The following is a 24,333-nucleotide window of genomic DNA, read 5'->3' as shown; positions in this document are numbered from 1 at the left end:
GCGTTTATCATACGGATCATCCAGCTTCCGGTGCAAAAGAATTGTTAGAGCAGCTCCGTTGCGATGGCAAGAGAGTGGGATTTATAACCAATAATTCTCGGGAAATGGCTTTTGATATAGCGGAGAAATTGTTGAAGATGGGATTTGAAATTAAGCCGGAGGAGATTATAACGGCAACAGATGTTACGGGTTACTACCTTAAAGAACGATACGGTATACAAACCGTAAAGGTAGTTGGATCGATTGGTCTGGCGCGTTCAATCGAACAATGGGGACATAGGGTTGTTGACATTGCCTCTTCAGATGAAGTGGATGTCATTGTAATTGGAAGAGATATTGATTTTACGTTCGATAAGCTCCAACAGATTGTAGAATTCGAAGGCATGGGTGCTCGTGTGTTGGCGGTAAACCCCGATTATTTTCATCCCGGTCAGAGGGGGAGGAGAGTACCTGAAACGGGGGCTTTAGCCGCTGCTGTCGAGGTAATCATAGATAAGCGTCTGGAGTATGTGGGTAAGCCAGCCACGAATATGTTTGATTTCGGAATGCGTCTTTATGGGGTTGAATCTCATCAATGCATCATGGTGGGAGATAACTTGTACACAGATATTGCTGGTGGTAGTCAAGCCGGTATGAGGACCATTTGGATTCGAGGGGCAGGTATGAATCAAACGCTATCTGACAGCGACCTTACTACTCCAAGGCCTAATATGATCGTTGATTCGATGGATGAATTTTTATGTCTTTATAAAAACACACAATAGTTTTTAAAGATTTCAGTTTGGGGGGGGAGCGAGATTGAAATACCTAAAGTTAAATAAGGTGGTACTTAGTGAAATGGCTAAGGATTATCAGTTATATCTTCTCGTATCAATTCCATTATTATATCTGCTCATTTTTAAGTATATACCCATGTATGGCGCTAGCATCGCCTTTAAGGATTTTGTTGCATTTAAAGGAATTGGGGGCAGCCCTTGGGTCGGATTGAAGCATTTCGAACGTTTTTGGAATTCCTACGAATTCTGGGCGGTTATGAAAAATACAGTTTCGCTAAGTTTTTATCAACTTGCTGCTGGATTTATACTTCCGATCATTTTCGCTTTGAACTTGAATTATATACGTCATGTTTTCTTTAAGAAAACAGTTCAGATGGTCAGCTATGCTCCGCATTTTATTTCCATGGTTGTAATGGTTGGGATTCTCATTCAGTTCCTGGCACCACACACGGGTATCGTCAATAATGTGATGCAGTTGTTAGGAATGCAGAAATTGGACTTTATGGGGAATTCGCAATATTTTCAACACATTTATGTATGGTCGGGCGTCTGGCAGAATATGGGTTACTCTTGCATATTATATCTGGCTGCTCTCGCGGGGATAGATCCGCACCTGCATGAGGCGGCTGTTGTCGACGGAGCAACTAAATTAAAACGAATTTGGCACGTCGATATTCCTGGAATCCTACCCATTGTGGTCATATTGCTGATTTTGAATACCGGACATTTGCTTGATCTTGGTTTCGAGAAAGTCATTCTCATGCAAAATCCGCTCAATTTAGATAATTCAGAGATTATTGATACGTATGTGTACAAGGTGGGTTTAACCTCGAAAATTCCGAATTATTCTTATGCATCAGCAATAGGACTTTTCAAAAACGTGCTGAACATGATACTACTCTTGTTAGTGAATCAAACAGCAAGAAAATTGAAGCAATCCAGTCTATGGTAAGGTGGGAAGTAAAATGGAAATGGGTGTTTATAATGAGACGAAAGGTGATAAAGTATTTACGATTGTGAATTATACCGTTGTAACCTTGTTTTTTCTCACTGTTTTGTACCCGGTTATTTACATTGTAAGTGCTTCCTTCAGTTCTCCGAATGCGGTGCTTTCGGGTAAAGTTTGGCTTTTTCCGGTAGATCCGGGGTTGGCTGGATATAAAGCGATATTTAGTTCCAATTCGATTTTGATCGGATTTCGCAATTCAATTTACTATACGGTTGTGGGCACGCTTATTAATTTGATTATTACTGTTATAGCGGCTTATCCACTGTCCAGACCCAAATTTCATGGAAAAAATATTATTATGGCTCTATTCGTTTTCACGATGATGATTTCGGGCGGACTCATTCCAACTTACTTGCTTGTCAAGGATATTGGAATACTAAATACACCTTGGGCTATGCTGCTTCCTGGTGCTCTCTCCGTATACAATATGATTGTCTGCCGTACTTATTTCCAAATGACCATACCGAATGAAATGCTGGAAGCTGCTCAGATGGATGGTTGCGGAGATATCAAGTTTTTGACTAGGATTGTACTGCCGTTGTCTGGTCCGGTCTTGGCAGCTATAGGGTTGTTTTATGCAGTAGGACACTGGAATCAATATTTTACCGCACTTATTTATTTAAATAAGAGCGCTTTATACCCGATTCAAATCATATTACGCGATATTCTCGTAACGAATCAGGCAGACTTGTCTATGATGATGGATGCCGAGGAACTGGAGCTCAGGCAGGGTTTAAGTGAATTATTGAAATATTCCCTGATTGTCGTGTCCAGTTTACCTATGCTTATCTTATATCCATTTGCTCAAAAGTATTTTGTGAAGGGGGTAATGGTGGGGTCGTTAAAAGGGTAAATGAAGTTGGCAATAAATGCTTTTTAAATATAAAGGGAGGTAACAAAAATGAAAAAAAGCGTGAAGATTATGTTCTTACTGGTTATTTGTATGATGCTCCTCCTGCAGGCGTGTTCGTCGAAATCGTCGAATTCTGGAAAAGAACCCGCTGTTTCAAGTAATCTGACAGAACCGGGTGCATACCCGATTGTCAAGAACAAAGAAAATTTGAAGGTTCTAGTATTGTCGAGTCCCCGGGTAGAAAATTACGATAMGAATACATTTACTAAGTTTATGGAAGAGAAGACAAATCTTCATGTTGAATTTGAATTTGTGCCTGAAGCAGGTAAGGATGCCAAATTGAATTTGGTGCTCAGTAGTGGTGAATATCCAGATATCATCTTAAACTTCAATATCAACGAGGCACAGCAGATCGTTTATGGAGAACAAGGTGTATTCCTCCCACTCAATGATTACATCGAAAAGTACGGCGTGAACACGAAGCAACTATTCAAAGATTCGCCAGTCATTAAGGATGCGATAACCGCTCCGAACGGTAAAATATACTCGCTACCGCGTGGAGGCACTTGTTATCACTGCGAAGAAAAAAATAAGATGTGGATTTATAAACCGTGGTTGGATAAGCTGAATTTGAAAATGCCGACAACAACTGAAGAGTTTTATCAGGTGCTCAAAGCATTCAAAACTCAAGATCCCAATGGAAACAATAAAGCGGATGAGATTCCACTAATGAGTTTTAATAGCGGTGCGCCTAACAGCATCGAAATCTTCCTTATGAATTCATTCCTTTATGCGGATAGAGAAAATAAATACCTGGATTTGAAGGATGGAAAAATTGATGCCGTGTTCAATAAACCGGAATTTAAAGAAGGATTGCAGTACTTGAACAGGCTGTTCAGCGAAGGTTTGCTTGGTGCGGAGTCGTTCACTCAGGATGTTAACCAATTGAAGCTATTGGTCGATAATCCGAGTGTTCCATTGGTTGGCGCCGTTCCAAACAACACAAATCCAGGACAAACTGGGGAAACAGGGAAGCGTTGGTTGGATTATGTGCCGGTCGCTCCATTGAAAGGTCCGGCAGGGGTGCAGACCACTCCTTATGCGCCGCTTGGCACGCTCGTTTCCGGAGCTGCCGTTATTACTAAATCAAGTAAAAATCCTGAAGCTGCTTTCAGATGGCTTGACGCTTTCTACTCGACTGAAATCCTGTTCCGGTCTGTTTACGGTAGTGAAGGGATCAGTTGGGCTAAAGCTGGACCTACGGAGAAAACTGTACTTGGACAACCTGCGGAGTGGACAAGGCTGAAGACGAATAACGTTCAGAATGACCATTGGGCACAAACCAGTATCTACTGGGTGTCATTGAAGCAACGCTATAGTGAATCAGCTGTGAATCCACAAACCAATCAGGAAGTAATTCTATACAACGCCACCAAAGATCACTATGAGAAATATCACGAAAAAATTGAGCATGTTGTTCCAAAATTGTATTACTCATTGGATCAAAGTACACAAATTGCCGATCTTGATAAAACAATCAATGATTATGTCAATTCGATGATCGCCAAATTCATTACTGGTAAAGCCAACTTGAATACGGAATGGAACACTTATCTAGACACGCTAAATAAGATGAATTTGAAGAAGTATATTGAAATCAACCAGGCTGCTTACGACGCAAAGAAAGTTAAGAAATAATCGAAGAAGAAACGCATTGAGCATGTATCAAATTATGAACACGCCGCTATTCAAGGGTATCTCGACGATCAGTTCAACTGTGCGGCGTGTTCATAATAAATGGTAGTCAGACCACAATAATGGAGATGATTAAATAATGGACGCTAAGGAATCAAAGTCCTCTTCGTTTAGCCTTATTATTATTCCGGACACTCAGTCATTAGCTAAATCATATCCAGAGGTTTTTTTCAATATGACCCGCTGGATCGTTGATCATGCCAATGAACTTAACATTAAGTTTATTGCGCATGTAGGTGACTTAGTCGATCGTGGCGCTGAGTACGAGTATGAGTATGAGAACGCGCTTCGCGCGCTGCAACCCATTTATGACGCCGATATTCCGCTGTTGGTAGCGCCAGGTAATCATGATTATGATATGAGAATATCCGTACTCGCAACTATGCCAGTCGATCCTACCAGAAGCCTTAGCATGTTCAACAAATATGTTGGCGTTCACATGTTTCAAGATAAACCCTGGTTTGGTGGTTTGTATGAGGATGGGAAGGCCGAGAATACATATGCTTTGTTCGATGTGGATGGTATGTCCTTCCTAATCCTAATCTTGGAGTATGGTCCAAGGGATTCAGTAATGGAGTGGGCCGGCGAAATTTTACGAAAACATGAGGATCGTAAGGCCATCATTATTACACATTCCTACATGTATATGCATGGAGAAAGAACTAAAGCAGGAGACGAACATAATCCGAAAATATATGCGGCTATTCCTGACGCCAATGACGGGGAAGATATGTGGCAGAAATATTTGCGTCATCATAAGAACATTACAGCTGTATATTCCGGCCATCATGTATATGAAAATTTAAGCTATCGGACCGATAAGGGCGTTCATGATAATACAGTTATACAGTGTTTTCAAAACTGGCAAAGCAAGGAAAATGGAGGGGGGGGCCGCATCCGAGTGGTTACTTACGACATGAATGAAAATACGCTCAAGCTTCAAGTATTCAACCCAATGACAAACCAGTACGAAACCGATCCTGGCTGCGAATTGTCCTTCAAAATCTATGAGTAACGGCAGTGTACTACATCCAACCGAAACCGTCGTCGCCGTTCCAGGTTTTAATCGAAAGCTTACTTTCCTTCATGTGACGGATTTACATCTGACAGAAGTTGACGAGCGCGATCCGGAAGCAATGAAATATTTGGATAGGTTTCGCAATTTGTTCGATGAATATCTCCCCAAGGATTCACCTTATCCTGTCTCACGACAGATTTATTTGGATCAGATTGTACAGCTTGCAAACGATCGTAATGTCGATGCTGTGATATTTACGGGCGATATTATTCACTATCCAAGCGCGGCCAATCTAGAGACATTGGCTGACGGATTGAAAAACCTTCGTGCTCCTTATTTGTATACAGTAGGGAATCATGACTGGCATTTCTCTCATCTGCCATGGAATGATCAAACACGATCAGACCACTATCACTGTTTTAAGGAATTCACGCATGGTCAGCCTTCTATACAGGTTCGAGAAATTGCAGGCCTGCGATTTATTGCGGTCGACAACAGCAATTATCAGATTAATGAAGAACAATTGAACGAGATCAAAGGTTTATTAGCATCGCCTGTTCCATGCCTTCTTTTCATGCACATTCCTATCTACCTTCCAGGTTTGGTGCAGAAAACTATTGCCAAATGGAATGCTCCGATTCTTATGGCAGCGGAAGGTTGGAGCGATGAGAACTTGAAGAAATGGCAAGTGCAAAATACAAGTGTGTTTACACAAGAGTTTTATGACTTGATTTTGGCCAATGAAAGTAAATCGCTGCATGGGATTTTCAGCGGTCATGTGCACTTTGATTACGAAGAACGAGTATCCGGAGAGCTGAAGCAATTTGTAACAGAACCAGGCTATGAAGGCTGTGTTCGAATTGTGCAAATAGGATAGACTCTCAATCGTCTATTTGATAAATATCAGTCTATCATCATCACGAAAAACTGAATAAAACAACTAAGAACCTGCGCTCCTGAGAAGATGAAAAGCGAGAACGCCTATTGCCGAGACTTTCGGTCAAGCGGCGTTCTTCGTTTTCTGGACACCATACGACTTGGAATCAATAACGTATTTACCAAACGGAGGTCTGAAGATGCTTCAGAAAAGTATGCACTTGGCAGATCAGAAGATTGAGAAACGCATAATAGAGTTAGAAAAATATCGTTATATCGATCAGCGTTCGATTCCGAGCTATCAATTCTGGGTAGATCGTCAAGCTATGGTAGGTGCCATGCCTCCAGACAATGCGGACTGGGGGGCAATATCGATTGGCGAACGCTGGCGGGGCTGGGATTTGACGGCTTGGCTGAAGACGGAAGTCACCGTGCCGGCAGAGTGGAGAGGGAAGAAGGCGCTTGGTCTGTTCGACTTTGGAAAAACAGGAAGCGGTCATAATTCGGGTTTTGAATCCTTGCTATTTCTGAACGGAAAACCGTTCCAGGGGGTCGGAAGTAATCATCCTGAAGTGTTTTTGCCGGAAGAGCTTGTCGGTCAGAAGGTCGAGCTGATGTTTAAGGTATGGACAGGTCTGAATGGAAGTATTGGCGTAAAAAGTGAATTGGAGCATCAAATCAGCGTTTCTTCGCTGTCTTTACTGGAGGAGGAAACGGACGATCTGTATTTCACCGCTTATGCGATGTTGAGAACCATCCGGGTACTAAACGACAACAGCTGGGAATATCAAAGCCTGCTTAAGGCGTTAGATCGCGCATTTCGTTTTATCGACTGGCGAGTTCCGGGCGATGCCAATTTTTACGCGAGCGTGAAAGAAGCGAACGCGAAGTTGAAGAAGGAGTTAGCGGCTATTCCGAAAAACAGCGAGGTTACAGTTCGCTGTATCGGTCATACGCATATCGATGTAGCTTGGCTATGGCGCCTGAAGCATACTAGGGAAAAATCGGCGCGTTCATTCTCGACAGTGCTCCGTTTAATGGAGCAATTCCCCGAGTACAGATTCCTGCAGACACAACCGCAGCTGTACGACGATATAGAAAAGGATTACCCTGAGCTGTATGGACAAATTGTGGATCGGGTTAGTGAAGGTCGCTGGGAAGCAGGGGGTGCGATGTGGCTGGAGTCGGACTGCAATGTTCCGTCGGGGGAATCACTCGTACGTCAGCTCATGTACGGAATGCGCTTCTTTGAACAAAAATTCGGAGCCAAATGTGAATATTTATGGCTTCCTGATGTATTCGGTTACAGTTGGGCCCTGCCACAAATTCTGATTAAGGCTGGCCTGCGCTACTTCATGACGACGAAGATTAGTTGGAGCCTTTACAACCGGTTCCCCCATGATACGTTCATCTGGCGGGGCATCGACGGCAGTGATATTCTTACTCATTACATTACAACGCCCGAAGCGAACCGCAGTCCGGACAGTAATAATAAATACTATACCTACAACGGTCATATTCTCCCCGAGACGGTAACCGGAATTTGGGATAATTACCGTGACAAAGAAATCAACGATGAGCTGCTTCTGTCCTTCGGATATGGAGATGGCGGCGGTGGTCCGACTCGGGCGATGCTGGAAATGAGAAGAAGGCTGGATCAAATGCCGGGTCTGCCGAATGTGACGATTGGCCGTGCGGACGAGTATTTCAACAAACTCGAAGCGAAAGTGAATGAGACGGACCGCTACGTTCATAAATGGGATGGCGAGCTCTATCTAGAGCTGCACCGCGGTACGTATACTTCCCAGGCATATAACAAGAAAATGAATAGGAAGATGGAAAATCTGTTGCGCGATGCCGAGATGGTGTCCACCTTTTTCGGTTCATTGGCGAGCTTCTCCCTTTATCCACAGAAGCAGCTGAATGACTGTTGGAAGATCGTTCTGCGCAATCAATTCCACGATATTTTACCTGGCTCTTCGATCGCGGAAGTGTACCAGGATTGTCATGTAGAGTATGCAGAAGCAGAAGCGTTGGCAGCAGGGGCCAAGATGGAAAGTCTGCAGGGACTTGCTGGGCTCATTCGCACTGGAGATTCACCAAGCTGGATTGTCGTGAATACGCTTCCGTGGAAACGTGGTGATCTAGTCAGCTTGCCGTGGGAGGACCGGTTTGAGGGGAAAGTTTGGTACGACACTAACAAGCGAATTCTCACGGCGCAAAGGGTAGAGAATGCGCAGCATGGCAGCGCTCTGCTGCTACAGGTTGATGGGATTCCAGCGCTCGGTTACACAACGATAAGCTGTGAGAACGCCGCCGCCGCCGATTCACCGGCATTAAGTCGGATTATCGCAACGAACTGTTCCGCATCGACGCCATTCTATGAAATTGAGTGGAACGAGCAGGGACAATTAAGCCGAGTTTTCGACAAGCGTACGAAGAGGGAAGTGCTGGCAGCCGGGGAGACGGGGAACCGTTTCGACGTACATGAGGATAAGCCGGTCAACTGGGACGCATGGGACATCGATATCTTTTATCTCGAGAAAGTACGTTACATAACAGATTTGACTTCCGTTGAAGTTATTGAACAAGGCTGTCTACGAACAATCATTCGCTTTATTTGGACGTATGAAAAGTCACAGTTGGAACAGGATATGGTGCTTTATACGGATAATCCGCGGATCGATTTCGTTACGCGTGTAAACTGGCAGGAAAGGCAGCAACTGCTGAAGGTGGCATTCCCAGTCGACGTACGTGCCACGGCTGCAACTTTTGAGATCCAGTTTGGCAACGTACAGCGTCCAACGCATTGGAATACGAGTTGGGATTTTGCACGATTCGAAACGTGCGCACACCGTTGGGTGGACCTCTCAGAGAGAGGGTTCGGTGTAAGCCTGCTGAACGACTGCAAATATGGGCATGACGTGCGGGACAACGTACTTCGCTTGACTTTAATCAAGTCGGCGATTAGGCCAGACCCGACGGCCGACCTCGGAGAGCACGAATTTACGTATTCGCTTCTGCCACACAACGGAGACTGGTTTAACGCCGGTACGATGGTGGAGGCTAACAAGTTAAACATTCCCTCATCGGTGATGGAACTGCCTGCCGGAAGTGCAGGTTGTAAGAATAAGCTGCCCGCCACGCTGAGCTTCTTCAACTGCGACGCAGATCATATTGCAGTCGATACTATCAAGCGTGCAGAGGATTCTGACCATTGGATTGTTCGCTGCTATGAATATGCGGGACAACGTGGGACGGCGGAGTTCACAACGCATTTTCCGATCGCGGTTGTAGAAGAAGTAAACTTGATGGAGCGCGAAGAGCAGCTAATGGAGCATAACGACAACAAATTTGCGGCCTTCTTCAAACCTTACGAGTTGAAAACATTTCGTATTCGTTTAACCTGATTTCCAACTAATTACCGCTGTCGCTCCAGAAATCATAAGGAATTCACAGCGACGAATCGGCTGGAAGTGGAGAAGTTCCGCCGATTTTCCAAACAATTCTCCGAACATTTCTCACTCTAGGGCGGATAAGAAGCAGAGTGCTTATGATTTCGGCAAGAAAATACAGGTGACTGACAGAAATACAATGAAACGGGGGGGATAAGTATGGATGACATTCTACATACCAGTCCTTGGTATATAGATAATTGGCATTTAACCTTAAGAGTGCTCATTTCATTAGTGCTAGGAGGGTTAATCGGCCTCGAGCGTGAACAGAACAACCATGCGGCAGGTTTACGAACGCACATTCTTGTATGCGTTGGTTCATCACTCATCATGTTATTATCCATGTACGGCTTTAACGAGTTCGTGGATGAAACGAATGTCCGGATTGACCCTGCACGTCTTGCAGCTAATGTTATTACGGGAATCGGGTTTCTTGGCGCAGGTACAATCGTATTTAACGGTGCATCGATCTCCGGTCTGACGACGGCGGCTTCCTTATGGGTTGTTGCTGGTATTGGTTTAGCGGTAGGCGCAGGATTTTACTATCCGGCAATCTTAGTTACCGTAGTTATGTTTATCAGCTTGTACATCCTCAATAAAGTGGAGAAAAAATGGATACGCAGCTCAAAGCGGACCCACGTGATCCGAATTGAGATGCCCGACCGTACAGGCGCTTTGGCCGCAGTTTCGGCAGTTTTGGCTCGCAGAGCAATAGATATTCGTAAAGTTATTATTGAAGATCGACGAAAAGGTGAGCAGGAGCTCATATCGATCTTCTTGTCAGTCAAAATGCCTCGTGCAGATGTCCTGCTTCCAGTGACAGACGAGTTAAGGCAAGTTGAAGACGTACTCGAAGTTGGTATTGAATAGCGAGCAAAAAACACGGAGAAACATTCCGTGTTTTTTGTCTTGTGTGCGCTTGGCAGCGCATCGTGCTAAGGGGTGGAAGTCCCAAGTACACCGTGAGATGGCGGAGGTACATAGTTGACCCATAGTGCTCTGTCCGTATTTCATCCCCAAAGGGGATAAACACGGACGAGCCGGATGCGATGACCCGCACGTCCGGATCTGCGAGAGGCCCATGCAATTGCGCATGGGTCTAGTCGATTTACAATTTATACAGAATTTTTTTAACAGGGAATTAGAAGGCTGTTGTAAAAATCAGATACAATATGTATCTTTGAAAGAGAATGCGTGATACAATTAGTATTATATGAAGAATGGCCCCCCAATTAGTGGGGAGTATCTTTATAATACAAGAGGTGAACAATGGAGTTACTTCGGAAAATCTTGTATCACTATCACCGTCTCTTGCTCAACTCGCAAACAAGTGAACCGCAATCCTTCAAACTACTTGAGTACCACGCTAGCAAAATGAAGTACTATGCAGGTTTACTCCTCGCAGTTATTCTATTATTCAACCAGCCGATCCATGCTGATATACAGACGGATGAGGACAAGGCTATCTCATCTGCACAGAAACTGATCAAAGCATCTGTGATGATTAACGCAGAGTTGTTTACATCGGGAAGTGGTTTTTACATTTCTCCGGACACGATCATTACGAATGCACATGTGGTTCATGAGCTTCCAACATCTACGGTTAAATTTAGCAACAAAGCTGGACAAACGTGCACGGGGACTGTCGGTTATCGGGAGGAAAAGCTGGATCTAGCAATCATTCATACAGCATGTATCAGTGATACTGTGTTGTCGCTTAGCACGGACGTAACGGAAGGGCAAACCGTGTTAGCCTTTGGCAATCCTAGAGAATTTCCATTCACCCTGTCTAAAGGCATAGTGAGCAGTCTAAGATGGGACATGATCCAGTTTGATGCGAAGGTTACTTTTGGATCATCGGGTGGTGTATTGGCTAATCTTAATGGCAAAGTGATTGGTGTTGTGGCTAAAGGAGCAAAAGATACAGATTACATGGGATTCGCTATAAAAGCTTCAGATGTTAATAGGTTTATCCTAAGAAGTGGAGAGGTAAAGGGGTATATTAACAGTTCGGCGGTCAATTAGAAACAAGCAGCAGCTGAAATGGCAAACCAGGAACTGAGACGTGCCTAAAGAAGCATGTTGATTCTGCAAAATTGGCGAGCAGGTGGCTTTCTGGAAGTAGATCATTCTACTTCTGGAGAGCTTATTTTTTTGATCAAATCGGCTATCGCAAATTCCCGTCTTTTTTGCAGGAATTTGTAGAAAAATGGCGAATTAAAACATGGGAAATCATAGAAATCACAGAAAAGGGAGAACGACATGGCATTTAAATCAATCAAGCACAAAATTATTTGGCCCTTAATGATTGTGTTGTTAGCAGTGTCCGTTGGGACAGCGACAATTACGTATCAGCAGACGGCTGAAAGTCTACATGAGAAAGGCTTTACGACGTTAGAAACGGCTCGGATTGGAATTGAAAACGCTTTGATTGCGAGAAAAACAACGGAAAGTGTAATGGAGAAGGAAATGGTTGGACAAGCGGCCCTTCTGTCGTATATGTACGATAGAATTCCCATGACCTATAAGCAAGCTGTCGAATTAGCTGAGCGCTCCGGAATAGATGAGTTTTGGATTACCAATGCACAGGGACAGTTGGTGCTAACGAATGCGGGCGAAAAGATAGATTTCAATTTCGGTGCTGACCCTAAGAATCAAGCGTATGAGTTTATGGATTTAATTACTGGTAAACAGAAAGTAGTAACACAGCCGGCTCAGAAGAGAAGCATCGATCCTAAGGTGTATAAATATGTCGGGGTGTCCGGTTGGTCATCTCCACGCATTGTACAAACAGGAAGAGATGGAGCCGCGCTAACTGAACTCGATGGCAAAATAGGTGCTAAGCCGGTGCTGACTCAATTAAAGTCAGAGCTTAGCGGAGATGTGCTATTCGCTGGTGTCGTTGATTCCACCGGTAAACTCGTTGCTTCATCTGATGATGCCATTACGCAATTAGACGCAGAACTGCTTGACTCTCTTAACGTGAGTCTTACAGCGGAGCACAAAGCGTACAAGACAATGTCTCATAATGGAACAAAAGCCAAGTATTACTTTAGAGCGTTGTCGACGGGTCAAGTGCTTGTACTGGCACTGTCGGAGCAGGTCTTGACCAACTTCTTTTACTTCACATGTATTGCCACATTAGCAGGCTTACTGATTGCAGGGGCTGTATTGTTTTTCATTGTCAGTCGCCAGTTCAAAAGGCTGGAGAGACTGCAAGCTGCCATGGTTGCGATTGCTCAGGGAGACGGAGATTTAACGAGAAGGCTTCCCGATACTTCGATGGACGAAATCGGCAGATTGTCGACTGCGACCAATCAATTTATTGAGAAAATTCATACGATCGTCAAAGATGTTAAACAATCTGCAAGTCTGAGCAAAGGCAATGCCGATCATATCAAAGATTCGATGAATCAAACAAATACGATTTCATATGAAATTAATACAACCATCCACGAATTGGCAACAGCCGCTGCGAGTCAGGCGGAGGTCGTGGAGGATGGGATGAAGGGCGTTCACGAATTGGCGGAATTGATTGATGACACCAAAGAACATGTTCAAATTCTGCAAAATAATAGTGCGATTATTCGCGAGAAGGAAGAGCGCGGCGCTGAATCGATGCGAGCAATGATTGATTTGATCCGCAATAATGTTACCGTGACCAAAGACGTGGAGTCCAGCGTAGGCAAACTTATGCAGGATATTGATGCCATCAAAGAGATGGTCACCACGATTCATAACATCTCGAGACAAACGAATTTACTTGCGCTTAACGCCTCCATTGAGGCGGCTCGGGCTGGTGAAAACGGCCGTGGATTCGCCGTAGTTGCTGCTGAGGTGAGAACGCTATCTGTACAAGCTGGAGAGGCATCTGAACATATTCAGACGTTGATTGAGAATGTCTTGCATTCTGCACAGCAAACGTCTTCAGCGATGGAGCAGTCGCTTCACATCGTAAGTTCGCAGGAAGAGAACGCAGGAGAGACATCGGATACATTTGATTTTATTCATACCTCTTTGCAGCAAATCCATGAATCAGTTGAAAAGATCACGACAGATATGGAGCATGTAAATAACCGTAAAAACAAAATTGTTGGCTTTATCGAGCTTTCCTCCGCGAGTTCCGAAGAGACGGCAGCAAGTTCCGAGGAAGTTTTGGCCAGCGTAGAGACGTTGGGACAGATGTTCAACCGTGTTCAAAAAGAAACGATAGAGCTCCACGATCAGATGACAGGCTTGCAAGAAGTGGTTAATAGATTTAAGGTATAATGGTGATAAAAGTATTTATTTATTCTATGGGCTGTGTATAGCCCGAAGGAGTACACTATGTGCCGAAATATTAAGCCGCTTTTCAACTATGAACCGACAGTAACGGAAGATGAAGTTCGGGCGGCGTCGCTGCAATTTGTACGTAAGATCTCAGGGTTTACGGAGCCTTCCAAAGCGAATGAAGCAGCCTTTCAGCAGGCAGTTCAAGATGTTGCTGTCGCAGCTCAAAAGCTTTTGGATGCCATGGTTACCCATGCAGAGCCTCGTAATCGTGAGGTGGAAGCACAGCGCGCCAAGGAACGAAATGCGATCCGTTTTGGTACGAAAGAAGTTTAATAGATAGAAGGAAAGGGCTTTTCTCTCCGGAGAGAAGTCCTTTTTTGTGCCCGAGTTCTTGTCTCTAGATTCTAGCTAGTGTCGCGCGATTCTAGTTTTGCATAAGCTAGATTACTAATTGAAAGTGGGTGATTGCAAGTGACGAAAGGGTTTGATTGTTCAACACCGCTTACGGCACAAAAAGCGGCTGCTTTCTTCGGACAAGGTTATACATTTGTCGCCAGATATTTGGTGCCAGGTGGTACAAAGGCATTAACGAAATCAGAGGCTGATGCAATTAGTGGAGCTGGCTTGCAGTTGGTATCTGTTTTTGAGACAACTGCGAGTCGTGCACTTGGTGGAAGAAATGCTGGATTGGCAGACGGAGCCACCGCCTTACAAGTTGCAGCGCAAGTAGGCCAGCCGGAGGGGAGCTGTATCTATTTCGCTGTTGATTTCGATGTATCTACTGACCTAATGCCAACGGTCATTGATTATATTAAAGCTGCAAGTGAGGCTACGACTTCCTTTACAACGGGTGTGTATGGTTCATATGCTGTGATGGAGGCTATGTATGCCGCAGGTGCTTGCTCTCATTTCTGGCAAACGTATGCATGGAGCGCAGGAAAGAAATCGACGTTCATCCAGATTTATCAATATTTAAATGATGTGATGGTGAATGGTATTGCGATTGATTATGATGAATCTTATGGGAATGAAGGCTGGTGGAATTCACTTGTTATTCCAGAACCACCTAATTATCCGCTTTCAGTTCATGATGCCAATGCGATCATCCCTTTCCTTTCAGCAGGGTATTCAGCTACGTCCTCAAAAGCTGCACAAGAAGAATTCCATCGACTTGCCAATGAATTACGTAAGATTTCTGGACAATCCTTGCAATAATTGTGGGGAATAGGAGAATAGCAATAAAGCCCGGCCGCTTTGGATGAACTCAAAGTGGCCGGGCTTTACTCAATTTATCACCGCGCTGCGTATGTACCACCGATCTTGCAATGAGGCACGCTCTAGATGGAAAAGCACGCGCCGACTAGACACCGCGGAAGCTCTAGCCGCAGTCATTGTCACATTGACTGCGGTGTCGAGCTGCAGGAGCTGGGACACATCCTGCTCCGGGAACTTGGACAGGCGGCGCATGCTTCGCACGTGCATCGCCTGTTCTTGCCCTGTGGTGACCTGCAGCAGCTGCAGGTCGCCTTGATGTGCTGCGCTGATCCACACGTCGATCAGCCCCCAGGGCGAGAGCTTGCTGACGTAGTCCAGCAGCAAGCCTGCGGCCCGGTGCGCCATGACCTGGTGCGCCGGGTCCATGGAGCGGGAGCCGTGGGTCACGCTCCCGAGGAAGTGAATACAGAAATGACCGTTGAAGTCATTTCCAGGTATACCATCACCGCCGTGAGGCATGCCGTGCATGGAGGCGGCGAGTGTGCGGCCATTCAGCTTGACTAGGACCGCGCGGCGGTCCCAGCTCCATTTGCCGCCATAAATGCTTTTGAGCGTCGCAGAGTCGGTTTTGGTGAGCGGCTGAACATCCGCATGATGAGAGCCTGCGCGACGCTGCCCTTCGAAACTAAGGCCACTCTCTACATCGAGGACGGTGAAAGAACTATATTTGGGAAGCACGAGGCTGGCTTCCTCCCAGGTGAGCAGCTCGCCATAATGCTTGGCGCGGATTGCTAGAACCTGTGACTGAAGCGTCTCCTGCGCTTTGCTCGAGATCTTGACGATTTGCTTCGCTCCCAAATCGATAACCTCACCAGTTGGGGTCAGACCCAAGAGCATGGATTGTTCGTTTTTGATATAACGGAGCGTGGTGTCTGGCATTAGAGGTTCTAAATAGGGATCACCCACTGTGCCCGACTCAAGCTCTCGTTGCAATGATTTATCTACAAAAGACATCTCTGTTTGATATACAGCTCGAGGAGATGATTTGACAAGTAATTGAATCGAGTCGGAATCAGCAGATACTTCCCGATGCAGCGGCAGGGTACTTTCAGCCTGGGTGCTAGCAGCTAACCCTTGACTCAAAAGGAGCGTAAGAAGGAATGTGACAAGTAGTTGTCGCTGCCTGATAAGAGATCGGACTGAATACATATGAGGGCTTCCTCCTTTTTCGGTTAGGTATATTGTCATAGCTAAGCTAAGTGTTTGCTTTTTTGCATGAATTTATAAAAGGTACGAGTTAGATTGTGATAAAATAACAACAGAATTCGAATGACCGAACAATTTGGAACGGAAGGAAGGAATTTCATATGGAAGAACCCAAAGGAATACCTTTTGAATTACATATCACCGACCAGCGGGTCGTGCGAGGCGATGTTTACAAAGCCAATACTGCACCAAGTAAAGGGACACTACTACTATGTCACGGCTATAAAGGATTCAAAAATTGGGGGATGTTCCCGCATGTAGCTAGCGAATTAGCTGAAGTTGTGGATGTCGTTGCATTGAATTTTTCCCATAATGGAGTTGGCGAAAATTTGATGGATTTTACGGAGCTTGAGAAGTTTGCCCGTGATACCTACTCCAGGGATATTGAGGACATTCAGGTTGTCATAGCTGATATTCACAAAGATGAGGCGGTGAAACCGATCTTTTTGCTGGGTCATAGCAGAGGGGCTGCTGTGAGCTTGATCTACGCGTTAGATCATCCCGAGGAAATTGCCGGTGTCATCAGTTGGAATGGCATTGCCAATGTAGATTTGCTCACACCTGAGAATAAAACAGAGATGAGGGCCACTGGCCGCTCCTATACCTTGAATGGGCGAACGAAACAGATGATGCCGCTCGATCTCGAGATTCTAGAAGATATGGAACGAAATAAAGAGAGATTTGATATTATCAGTAGGGTCAGTGGAGCAAGTTTTCCAATTACACTTATTCAAGGAACAGCGGATGGGGAACGAGGGATTCGAGGTTCAGAGAATTTGGTGGCTAATAATGCTAATATTCAGTGGGTGAGGATTCCTGAGGGGAATCATACCTTTGGGAGTGTTCATCCTTTTCAGGGTGAGACACTGCCTTTGAGAGAGGCAATTGTTGAAACGAAACGTGCGATACGGGGGATGTTGGAGTTGTTATAAAAATAAAGAAACCCGCAAAGCATAAGGCTTCGCGGGTTTCTTTTCGGTATGACCTGTAGTGGGCTCGAACCACTGACCCCTACCCTGTCAAGATAGTGCTCTCCCAGCTGAGCTAACAAGTCGTTAATGGATACAGGTAGTAATATACCAAGAATTCGAGAGATTGTCAATTGATGGGTGGTGTTATTTCTGCCAGAAAAAGATCAGTTTATGCAGGATTGAATAAGGATTTCGCTTCTTTTTGGACCGCGGTATAAAGGAAGTGGGTTGTTCTTCTGTAAGTGTTGAATCTGATGTATTCGGGAGTAGAATGGAGCGCTCTTCGTTCGAAATCCCCTGTGATGTCATCGCAAGTTGTCAGCCTCTCTGGTAATGAATGTGAAGTTAATGTATCATATCCATGCGATGTTTCCTAGTATAGCTTTCATCTTGCGTGAATTTATGGTAACTTGAGATCATTAGAGTTTGGGAGGACGAAGGTTATGACGAAACAACAGCATCGTTGGAATTTGCGTTTAAAAAGTAGTAATGTGTATTTAGGCACTGTGTACCTAGGCGATCCGCTACCTGAAGTGGAAGATGTGATCATGATCGGCGAGAAGAAATATACGATTCTTGAGCTCGGTAGTACACGAGATGCAAGTGACGTTTTCGTTGAAGAAGTTAAGAAGAAGTAGTTGAATAAGCAAAAGAGCTGATCTAATGATCAGCTCTTTCATTTATTTGTAATATTGTATAAGGACGCAAGGCAATCAACAAACATTTTATTATACTCTTCGCGGGATAAGTCTTTATTACACGCAATGTCTCTTCCCAAAAATTGAAACCAGGTGATTTCTGTAAGATTCTTTTTGTACACAAACTTGTCATGCTGAATAAGAAAGGTCGGTTCAACATTCCTTTTTCGGGGATAGAGGCAAGGTAATCATACTAAAACTTGGTAATCAAATATAGAGGTTTGGGGAAACTGTGAGGAAATCGAAGGGAAATCGGAGGATATTTAAGAAAAAAGAAAAAGACTGAAGTCACTCTAAGGAGGATCGAGTGATTCAGTCTTTTTGAGCTTGCTCCTACATCAAAGGATTAGCGTTTGTAGCCGCCTAGAGATTGTTCAGCCATTTGCACTAATCTTTTTGTGATGTTGCCACCGATTGAGCCAGCATCACGTGTTGCCAAATTGCCGTTGTAACCAGAAGGGGAGAGAGGGACACCAATTTCCTGAGCGACTTCATACTTCATTTGATCAAGTGCTGCCTTTGCTTGTTGTACGACTAAAGTTTTAGCCATTCAAAATCATCTCCTTTTTTTTGGTACACCAGTATTATTTGAATGTTCAGAATATTTATTCGCGGAATTCAATAAAATTTTCAAAAAATTTTTACCACATTAGAAAGATAAGTTTTCGGTTCCCGAAAACATCTTTCTAATTGGCGATAAAAACAACCTTTAAAACGCGGTCGCTCATCTTCGAAGTACTTCGATAGAAGTTTTTCTCATGTAAAATCAATAAACCCCCAACGGTTAAGTTGAGGGGGATATTTGATATATTATGATAACGGTTACATTATTCTTCTTCGGATTGTTCGATTTCTTCCTCTGCAGCTGCTGCTTCTTCAATCGCTTCAGCGATTTCTTCTTCAGCCTCTTGACTCACCACTTCTTCAGTGGATTCAGCAGAGATTTCTTCTTGCTCATTTTGTTGTACTACTTCTTCCTCTTGGCTCATTTATGTCACCTCCTCTGATACGTATAGTAACATTGTATCAGTTCTACTAGGTTATACAAGTAGGTTGGAAGCCTATCTAGCAGATTTAATGTAATCTTGATAAATCTGTCATTCTATAGGGATATACCGATGCGGAATAGGTCGAATAAGAGGAGAAAATCCGCTATTTTCGCGGGTTTTAGTGATTGTGCATGTTTTGTTTTTCTATGAATATAAATGAGGCTATGCAACAATATTTTCATGATTTACTATGCTGCGTTTCTATGAAAATGCTTAGGAGGAATCCGAATGAATCGGTCGGATGTTATTTTAGAGTTACAACTTGTACCGGAGTTATTGAAACAAGCAGAAGCCATCTATGTCGATGCCGTATCAGAATTGAACTGGGCGAAGCATATGCTTCTTACCAAGGAGTATGAAGTGATTGGTGAAGGGATTGTTACAGGGAAAAATGAGTTGCAACGACAAGCGGAATTATGGCCGTACACGAAAGATTTACAAAAGCAGGTTCTACAGATGGAAGATGCGGTTGAACATACGAAGGTTGAGTTTCACTTCTACAAACGGAAATTAGAAAATCTTCAAATCATCGCCAAGCTCATGACCATTTTATGATTTTCCTAGATGAACAATGAAGAAGGCGCCTGTGATCGAAAGATTGCAGGTTTTTTTGTTTAGATATCGGAAGTTTTTGAAAATTTTATGGTTAAAAGGGGGTTACCGTGAAGAGCAGTTGTGCATCCTAAGGGTAGAATATACCAATGTGTGGTTTTACAGGAGGATTGTACAATAYGAAATCAGTTCAAATCATGGTGACGGCTAGCCTGGGTCTCCTTCTATTGACAGGTTGTCAAGCTGCCAGAAGCACCGCTGTATCTGAGGCGTCTACGCCTCCAGAATCGATCAGTGTTGCGCTCATTGGAGTGAACAATCAATCGGTAGGTTCAGCTCAATTTACTGCTGTCAAGGATGGTGTACAGCTGGATGTACAGGTTAGCGGGCTTCCTCCTGGTGTACATGGCTTGCACATCCATGAAAAAGCGATGTGTGAAGCGCCAACATTTGATTCGGCAGGTGGACATTTCAATCCACAGATGAAGGAACACGGCTTCTTGAATCCAAAAGGGGCTCACGCGGGGGATCTGCCTAATCTCATTGTAGATGCACAAGGTAACGGGAAGTTCAGCGCTGTAACAAAGGCAGTCATATTGGAAAAGGACAAGCCAAATTCGCTGATCAAAACGGATGGATCTAGTTTGGTTGTTCATGAGAAGGCAGATGATCTGAAGACGGATCCATCCGGCAACTCGGGTAAGCGGATCGCTTGCGGTGCTGTGAAATAAGGGAAGGAAGGGTTTCGACAACATGATCAAAACACAGGATCTCAAGCTGCAAATGGATGAATTGACAAAACAAAATGATATGGTTCTGATTGAACTAGAACAGGTCAAAAAAATGTTGATCTCAAGTGCTCAAGGCACTCAAGGCTCTCAAGGCTCTCAAGCTCAAGCGCAAGACAGCCCAGGGCAGCAGGCTTCATCTGGAAGCGGTGATTCCGCACAAGATGAGTCAGCGGCGAAGAGCACCTCTCAAGATCAAAGCCAGGCTCAAGACCAAAGTCAAAGTCAAAGCCAAAGTCAGAATATGAAATCAGGCCAAAGTGATTCGAATAATCAGCAAGTAACTGATTTAGCGAATGAACTTTTGAAAATTAAAGATTTAGTCGTGAAGCTTGAACAAAAAACGTCGCAGTACGTCAGCAGTCAGTCAAATGGCTCGCTGACCGAGAAAGATGCGGTTAATCTCATTCTGACGCTAATGAATGGCATGGTAGACTGGGCGAGTGAATTCGTATCATCCAAAGCTTCCTCCAATGGCCAGATTCAATAACAGAATGTATTGAAAAAAAGCAAAAAGGCTGAGTGATTCAGCCTTTTTGCTTTTCTCATAAGTAATGTATTAGGGCTGTATGGCTTTGGTTTTGAAGTTCATCTGCTTCGCACAATACTCAATAATCTCGCTCCGCCGAACGATCCCAATGAATTTGTCGGAATCATCTACGACAGGTACGAAGTTTTGTACTTTAGCCAAATCAATCAGATCGACCATATCTGCATGGATATGAACCGGTTTATTTTTGACTCGCAAAGGAACTTCTTCAAGCACATGGCGGTGAGCATTCTCAAAACCGATATGCTCTGAATTTTTGAGAAACCATAGTAAATCCCCTTCCGTAATGGTTCCTACATAATGACCATCATCGGACAGAATCGGGACAGCGGTATATCGATGATACTCCATGCGTTCCAATGTTTGTCGTAGGGTTGCTTGTGGAGTCGTGGTAATGACTTCGGATTTAGGTAATAGGAAAAAGGCGATATTCATCAGGCACACTCCTTACATAAGAATCAATGTGTCTAGTATATCAAATTTTGCGCATAGAATCTAAACCTGTGATGGATGCTAGTAGTGAGGTGAACGGAAATGAATCGAGCATTGACTACAGCTGTGATCGGTATTGGTGCCGCTCAAGCCATCAAAGTACCTTTAACGTATGTGTTCAGTAAGAAATGGGATTGGTCACAATTGGTTCAAACGGGTGGGATGCCGAGTTCGCATTCTTCAGGTGTTACGGCATTGGCCACATATATCGGGATGAAAAGAGGCGTTTCAGCCATCGATTTTGCACTAAGCTCCGTGTTCGGGGCTGTTGTCATGTATGATGCGATGGGCATCCGCAGATCGGCAGGCGAGATTGCAGTTGAAGTGAATGATCTAGACGAGCAAGTGGAACGAATTGCCCGGCAGCACCCTGGGTTGTATCATTCCAGAAGACGTAAAGCTCTGAAGGAACGATTAGGTCATTTACCGCGGGAAGTAGCCGCTGGCGCGCTCCTAGGGTTTGCCATTGGAGCTTGCAGCTATTTATTGGAAAGAAAATAAAGTCGTGATCTGTGTACATGTGGACAACATTTCCGGAATGGGATAAGATCAAGAAACGATCTTAGAGAGGAAGAAACCCACATGGAAACGATTCGTGTTACGACTATGGAGCAACTGAAAGCTTGTTTTGCTGTACGTTTTAATGTATTTGTTGATGAACAGCAAGTACCTGCACACCTTGAGATGGATGAGAAGGATGAGTCGCCGGAAGCGTGTCATCATTTTCTTATTGCAGATGGAGAAGTCCCAATCGGTACATCCAGATGGTATGAATATCAAGAAGCAACAGCCAAATTACAGCGTGTTGCCGTCTTAAAGGACTATAGAGGCCGATCTCTTGGGAAACAACTAATCCTTGCTATGGAACAACAGGCTCTTGAGTTAGGTTGCAAATATGCGATTCTCGATGCGCAATGCCAAGCAGAAGGCTTTTACAGCCAGTTGGGCTATCAAGTGATCTCAGATGAGCCTTTCTATGATGCTGGCATTCTACATGTCAGAATGAAGAAAATACTTTAACTTACTGCGGCATTGTCATTCCCGGATGTCACACTAACGGCAAGTGGAAAGGTAAGAATAAATCGTGTGCCTATCCCGAGCTCGCTTTCCACTTCCAAGGTGCCATGATGATCCTGTACGATTTTATAACAAATGGATAATCCAAGACCGGTGCCTGTTTCTTTGGTAGTGAAGAAGGGATGGAAAATTTTCTCTAGCTGATCACTCGGAATGCCAGGTCCGTTATCCGCAATAATTAAAGTCGCGCTCTTCTGATCGCGGCTTAATTTCATGTGGATTGAGCCATTTGCCTCCATCGCTTCGCAAGCATTTTTCATCATGTTTAAAATAAGCTGTATCATTTTATCTTGATCCATAAGCATGAGAACGGCATTGGACGACTCATGAAAATGTATTTCATGTCCAGAGCTGGTGGCTTCGGATTCAACAAGTGCAATAACTTTCAAGACACATTCGTTCAGCGAATGGGTTTGAAATATGGTTTGGTGCGGCTTGGAAAATTGAAGGAACTCGCCGGTCAAATCACTCATCCGATCGATTTCATCCATGATCAATCCATACCAATTTTTAATATTGTAATCGCTTGCTTTTGATAATTGCAAAAAACCTTTGACCGTTGTTAGGGGATTTCGAATCTCATGAGCCATTCCCGATGCTAGTTCTCCGACGACACGCAGTTTTTCTGACCGTTGCAGTTGTTCTTCACGCTTTAACCAAGATTCACGTTTCTTCATAAATAGATTATGCTCAGCATGCAAAATAAGATCATCTTTCGTCAAGGCATCTTGCGGAAAGATAGCAAATCCATACGTATTTTGAATGCCGGTAAGCTTAGGAAGCTCAGAATCTAACTTCTGTTGAAAAGAAGCAGTTGTAAGAAAATCCTTATGAAGCGGCATGACGACAGCGAATTCATCTCCGCCATATCGTGCAATATAGAGTGCCTCTTTGAATAATATTTGCAGAAGATCAGCCATTTGCTTCAGCACAAAATTGCCTGCCTGAAAGCCTCCAGAAGTATTCATTGCTTTCAGATCTGTACAATCAATAAGAAACAGCACAAGAGGCTGATGAAGCTTGATTTGTTGTTCAAGTCTCCTGTGGCATTCTTCATAGTTATAAAGACCGGTTAGCGAGTCTTTTTGCGTTTGTAAATGGCGTTCATTGCGAATGCGTTCTGTTTTTCCGCTTTGTAAGAAGGCAGCTCGCGTTAACAAGGTGATTGCTGTGATGTCGAGGATACTCGTTAATCCGAACATGGAATCTTTAGAAGCAGATTGCGTTATGAAATTGACCATAAATAAATAAATTATCATATATCCTGCTGAAAGAAACCAAGCTTTCTTCAGGTTTTCTTCTTTATATGAATGGCGTGCCAATGTTAATAAATATAGGGGATAGCACAAATTAGATTGTCCAATTGCATGAAGCGAACCGATAATGAGGAGTTGAATCCATGACATGGCGGGATGTGATGATTGAAAACGAACAGACAAGACATATAGAATAACAGCAATAAGAAGTAAAGGGATGTTCAACACTGAATGTAGATAGATAGTATATAGGCCATATAGTATGACATAAGCATAATAAACCCCATTGATAATCACCGTATCATCTCCCGATTGGAAATATCCGCCGTTCACTCACTCTTGTGACATGTTCTATACGAGTCATAAAATTCCTGCTGTTCTCTAAAAWAAATGAGAAATAAAGGG

The 24,333-nt window shown here is 44.0% G+C and carries 24 protein-coding genes and 1 tRNA gene; 19 read left to right on the top strand and 6 right to left on the bottom strand.

Annotated features, from left to right (window positions below):
* The 12 genes from AC1DVJ_RS25120 to AC1DVJ_RS25065 form a co-directional block, all read left to right on the top strand.
* Nucleotides 1-764 (top strand): HAD-IIA family hydrolase (locus tag AC1DVJ_RS25120; protein WP_477594515.1); only part of this gene is annotated, 764 nt, incomplete at its 5' end.
* Nucleotides 765-837: 73 nt separating this feature from the next.
* Nucleotides 838-1,728, top strand: coding sequence for an ABC transporter permease (locus AC1DVJ_RS25115; RefSeq protein WP_477594513.1), 891 nt, complete (start codon nt 838-840; stop codon nt 1,726-1,728).
* A 13-nt stretch (nt 1,729-1,741) separates the two neighbouring features.
* Complete coding sequence (locus AC1DVJ_RS25110) at nt 1,742-2,638, top strand: carbohydrate ABC transporter permease (protein WP_477594511.1); 897 nt, start codon at nt 1,742-1,744, stop codon at nt 2,636-2,638.
* A 48-nt stretch (nt 2,639-2,686) separates the two neighbouring features.
* Nucleotides 2,687-4,336, top strand: a complete 1,650-nt coding sequence (locus tag AC1DVJ_RS25105) for an extracellular solute-binding protein (protein ID WP_477594509.1) — start codon at nt 2,687-2,689, stop codon at nt 4,334-4,336.
* Between the two features lie 136 nt (nt 4,337-4,472).
* Nucleotides 4,473-5,408 (top strand): metallophosphoesterase, encoded by a 936-nt coding sequence (locus AC1DVJ_RS25100; protein ID WP_477594507.1) that lies wholly within the window; start codon nt 4,473-4,475, stop codon nt 5,406-5,408.
* Nucleotides 5,401-6,288, top strand: a complete 888-nt coding sequence (locus AC1DVJ_RS25095; RefSeq protein ID WP_477594505.1) for a metallophosphoesterase family protein — start codon at nt 5,401-5,403, stop codon at nt 6,286-6,288. The genes AC1DVJ_RS25100 and AC1DVJ_RS25095 overlap by 8 nt, the downstream gene beginning before the upstream one ends.
* Before the next feature lie 199 nt (nt 6,289-6,487).
* Nucleotides 6,488-9,697 carry an alpha-mannosidase gene (locus AC1DVJ_RS25090; RefSeq protein ID WP_477594503.1) on the top strand — a complete coding sequence of 1,070 codons (3,210 nt, stop codon included), beginning with the start codon at nt 6,488-6,490 and terminating at the stop codon, nt 9,695-9,697.
* Nucleotides 9,698-9,901: 204 nt separating this feature from the next.
* Nucleotides 9,902-10,612 (top strand): MgtC/SapB family protein, encoded by a 711-nt coding sequence (locus AC1DVJ_RS25085; protein ID WP_477594501.1) that lies wholly within the window; start codon nt 9,902-9,904, stop codon nt 10,610-10,612.
* 399 nt (nt 10,613-11,011) lie between these two features.
* Nucleotides 11,012-11,767 (top strand): S1C family serine protease, encoded by a 756-nt coding sequence (locus tag AC1DVJ_RS25080; protein WP_477594499.1) that lies wholly within the window; start codon nt 11,012-11,014, stop codon nt 11,765-11,767.
* Between the two features lie 237 nt (nt 11,768-12,004).
* Complete coding sequence (locus tag AC1DVJ_RS25075) at nt 12,005-14,011, top strand: methyl-accepting chemotaxis protein (RefSeq protein ID WP_477594497.1); 2,007 nt, start codon at nt 12,005-12,007, stop codon at nt 14,009-14,011.
* 57 nt (nt 14,012-14,068) lie between these two features.
* Entirely contained in the window at nt 14,069-14,347 is a 279-nt protein-coding gene (locus AC1DVJ_RS25070; protein WP_477594495.1) for a DUF2277 domain-containing protein, read from the top strand.
* Between the two features lie 138 nt (nt 14,348-14,485).
* The gene (locus AC1DVJ_RS25065; protein WP_477594493.1) at nt 14,486-15,229 is read left to right on the top strand and encodes a DUF1906 domain-containing protein; all 744 of its coding nucleotides are present in this window, start codon (nt 14,486-14,488) and stop codon (nt 15,227-15,229) included.
* A gap of 69 nt (nt 15,230-15,298) precedes the next feature.
* Here the strand turns inward: AC1DVJ_RS25065 and AC1DVJ_RS25060 are convergent, their stop codons facing one another.
* A complete protein-coding gene (locus tag AC1DVJ_RS25060) occupies nt 15,299-16,438 on the bottom strand; it encodes a hypothetical protein (protein WP_477594491.1) in 1,140 nt (379 codons plus the stop codon).
* 158 nt (nt 16,439-16,596) lie between these two features.
* On the opposite strand from AC1DVJ_RS25060, the gene AC1DVJ_RS25055 reads away from it, so the two are divergent.
* Nucleotides 16,597-17,427, top strand: a complete 831-nt coding sequence (locus tag AC1DVJ_RS25055; protein WP_477594489.1) for an alpha/beta hydrolase family protein — start codon at nt 16,597-16,599, stop codon at nt 17,425-17,427.
* A 49-nt stretch (nt 17,428-17,476) separates the two neighbouring features.
* Here AC1DVJ_RS25055 and AC1DVJ_RS25050 read toward each other — a convergent pair.
* Nucleotides 17,477-17,549: transfer RNA gene (locus tag AC1DVJ_RS25050), tRNA-Val, on the bottom strand.
* Nucleotides 17,550-17,909: 360 nt separating this feature from the next.
* Between AC1DVJ_RS25050 and AC1DVJ_RS25045 the strand changes: the two genes are divergently transcribed.
* Nucleotides 17,910-18,104, top strand: a complete 195-nt coding sequence (locus AC1DVJ_RS25045; RefSeq protein ID WP_028558119.1) for a hypothetical protein — start codon at nt 17,910-17,912, stop codon at nt 18,102-18,104.
* A 406-nt stretch (nt 18,105-18,510) separates the two neighbouring features.
* On the opposite strand, the gene AC1DVJ_RS25040 is transcribed toward AC1DVJ_RS25045, so the two are convergent.
* Nucleotides 18,511-18,714, bottom strand: coding sequence for a small, acid-soluble spore protein, alpha/beta type (locus AC1DVJ_RS25040; RefSeq protein WP_477594487.1), 204 nt, complete (start codon nt 18,712-18,714; stop codon nt 18,511-18,513).
* A gap of 277 nt (nt 18,715-18,991) precedes the next feature.
* Entirely contained in the window at nt 18,992-19,153 is a 162-nt protein-coding gene (locus AC1DVJ_RS25035) for a hypothetical protein (protein WP_477594485.1), read from the bottom strand.
* A gap of 288 nt (nt 19,154-19,441) precedes the next feature.
* On the opposite strand from AC1DVJ_RS25035, the gene AC1DVJ_RS25030 reads away from it, so the two are divergent.
* The 3 genes from AC1DVJ_RS25030 to AC1DVJ_RS25020 all read left to right on the top strand — a co-directional run bounded on the left by AC1DVJ_RS25030 (nt 19,442) and on the right by AC1DVJ_RS25020 (nt 21,043).
* The gene (locus AC1DVJ_RS25030) at nt 19,442-19,768 is read left to right on the top strand and encodes a hypothetical protein (RefSeq protein WP_477594483.1); all 327 of its coding nucleotides are present in this window, start codon (nt 19,442-19,444) and stop codon (nt 19,766-19,768) included.
* Between the two features lie 167 nt (nt 19,769-19,935).
* Nucleotides 19,936-20,496, top strand: coding sequence for a superoxide dismutase family protein (locus AC1DVJ_RS25025; RefSeq protein WP_477594481.1), 561 nt, complete (start codon nt 19,936-19,938; stop codon nt 20,494-20,496).
* A 22-nt stretch (nt 20,497-20,518) separates the two neighbouring features.
* Complete coding sequence (locus AC1DVJ_RS25020) at nt 20,519-21,043, top strand: hypothetical protein (RefSeq protein WP_477594479.1); 525 nt, start codon at nt 20,519-20,521, stop codon at nt 21,041-21,043.
* Between the two features lie 69 nt (nt 21,044-21,112).
* Here AC1DVJ_RS25020 and AC1DVJ_RS25015 read toward each other — a convergent pair whose 3' ends face one another.
* On the bottom strand, nt 21,113-21,538 hold the full coding sequence (locus AC1DVJ_RS25015) for a CBS domain-containing protein (RefSeq protein ID WP_477594477.1): 426 nt from the start codon (nt 21,536-21,538) through the stop codon (nt 21,113-21,115).
* A 99-nt stretch (nt 21,539-21,637) separates the two neighbouring features.
* Here AC1DVJ_RS25015 and AC1DVJ_RS25010 point away from each other — a divergent pair, with 99 nt between their 5' ends.
* Together AC1DVJ_RS25010 and AC1DVJ_RS25005 are read left to right on the top strand one after the other, a co-directional pair.
* Nucleotides 21,638-22,096: a divergent PAP2 family protein gene (locus tag AC1DVJ_RS25010; protein WP_477594475.1), complete on the top strand. Its 459-nt coding sequence runs from the start codon at nt 21,638-21,640 to the stop codon at nt 22,094-22,096.
* Between the two features lie 81 nt (nt 22,097-22,177).
* Nucleotides 22,178-22,615 carry a GNAT family N-acetyltransferase gene (locus AC1DVJ_RS25005; protein WP_477594473.1) on the top strand — a complete coding sequence of 146 codons (438 nt, stop codon included), beginning with the start codon at nt 22,178-22,180 and terminating at the stop codon, nt 22,613-22,615.
* On the opposite strand, the gene AC1DVJ_RS25000 is transcribed toward AC1DVJ_RS25005, so the two are convergent.
* On the bottom strand, nt 22,612-23,931 hold the full coding sequence (locus tag AC1DVJ_RS25000; protein WP_477594470.1) for an ATP-binding protein: 1,320 nt from the start codon (nt 23,929-23,931) through the stop codon (nt 22,612-22,614). The two genes, AC1DVJ_RS25005 and AC1DVJ_RS25000, sit on opposite strands and share 4 nt — an antisense overlap.
* Between the last annotated feature and the right edge of the window lie 402 nt (nt 23,932-24,333).

This window comes from Paenibacillus sp. P4_A9, from assembly GCF_056402415.1.
The sequence above is the reverse complement of the archived record's forward strand: the minus strand, read 5'-3'. Positions and strand labels throughout refer to the sequence as shown.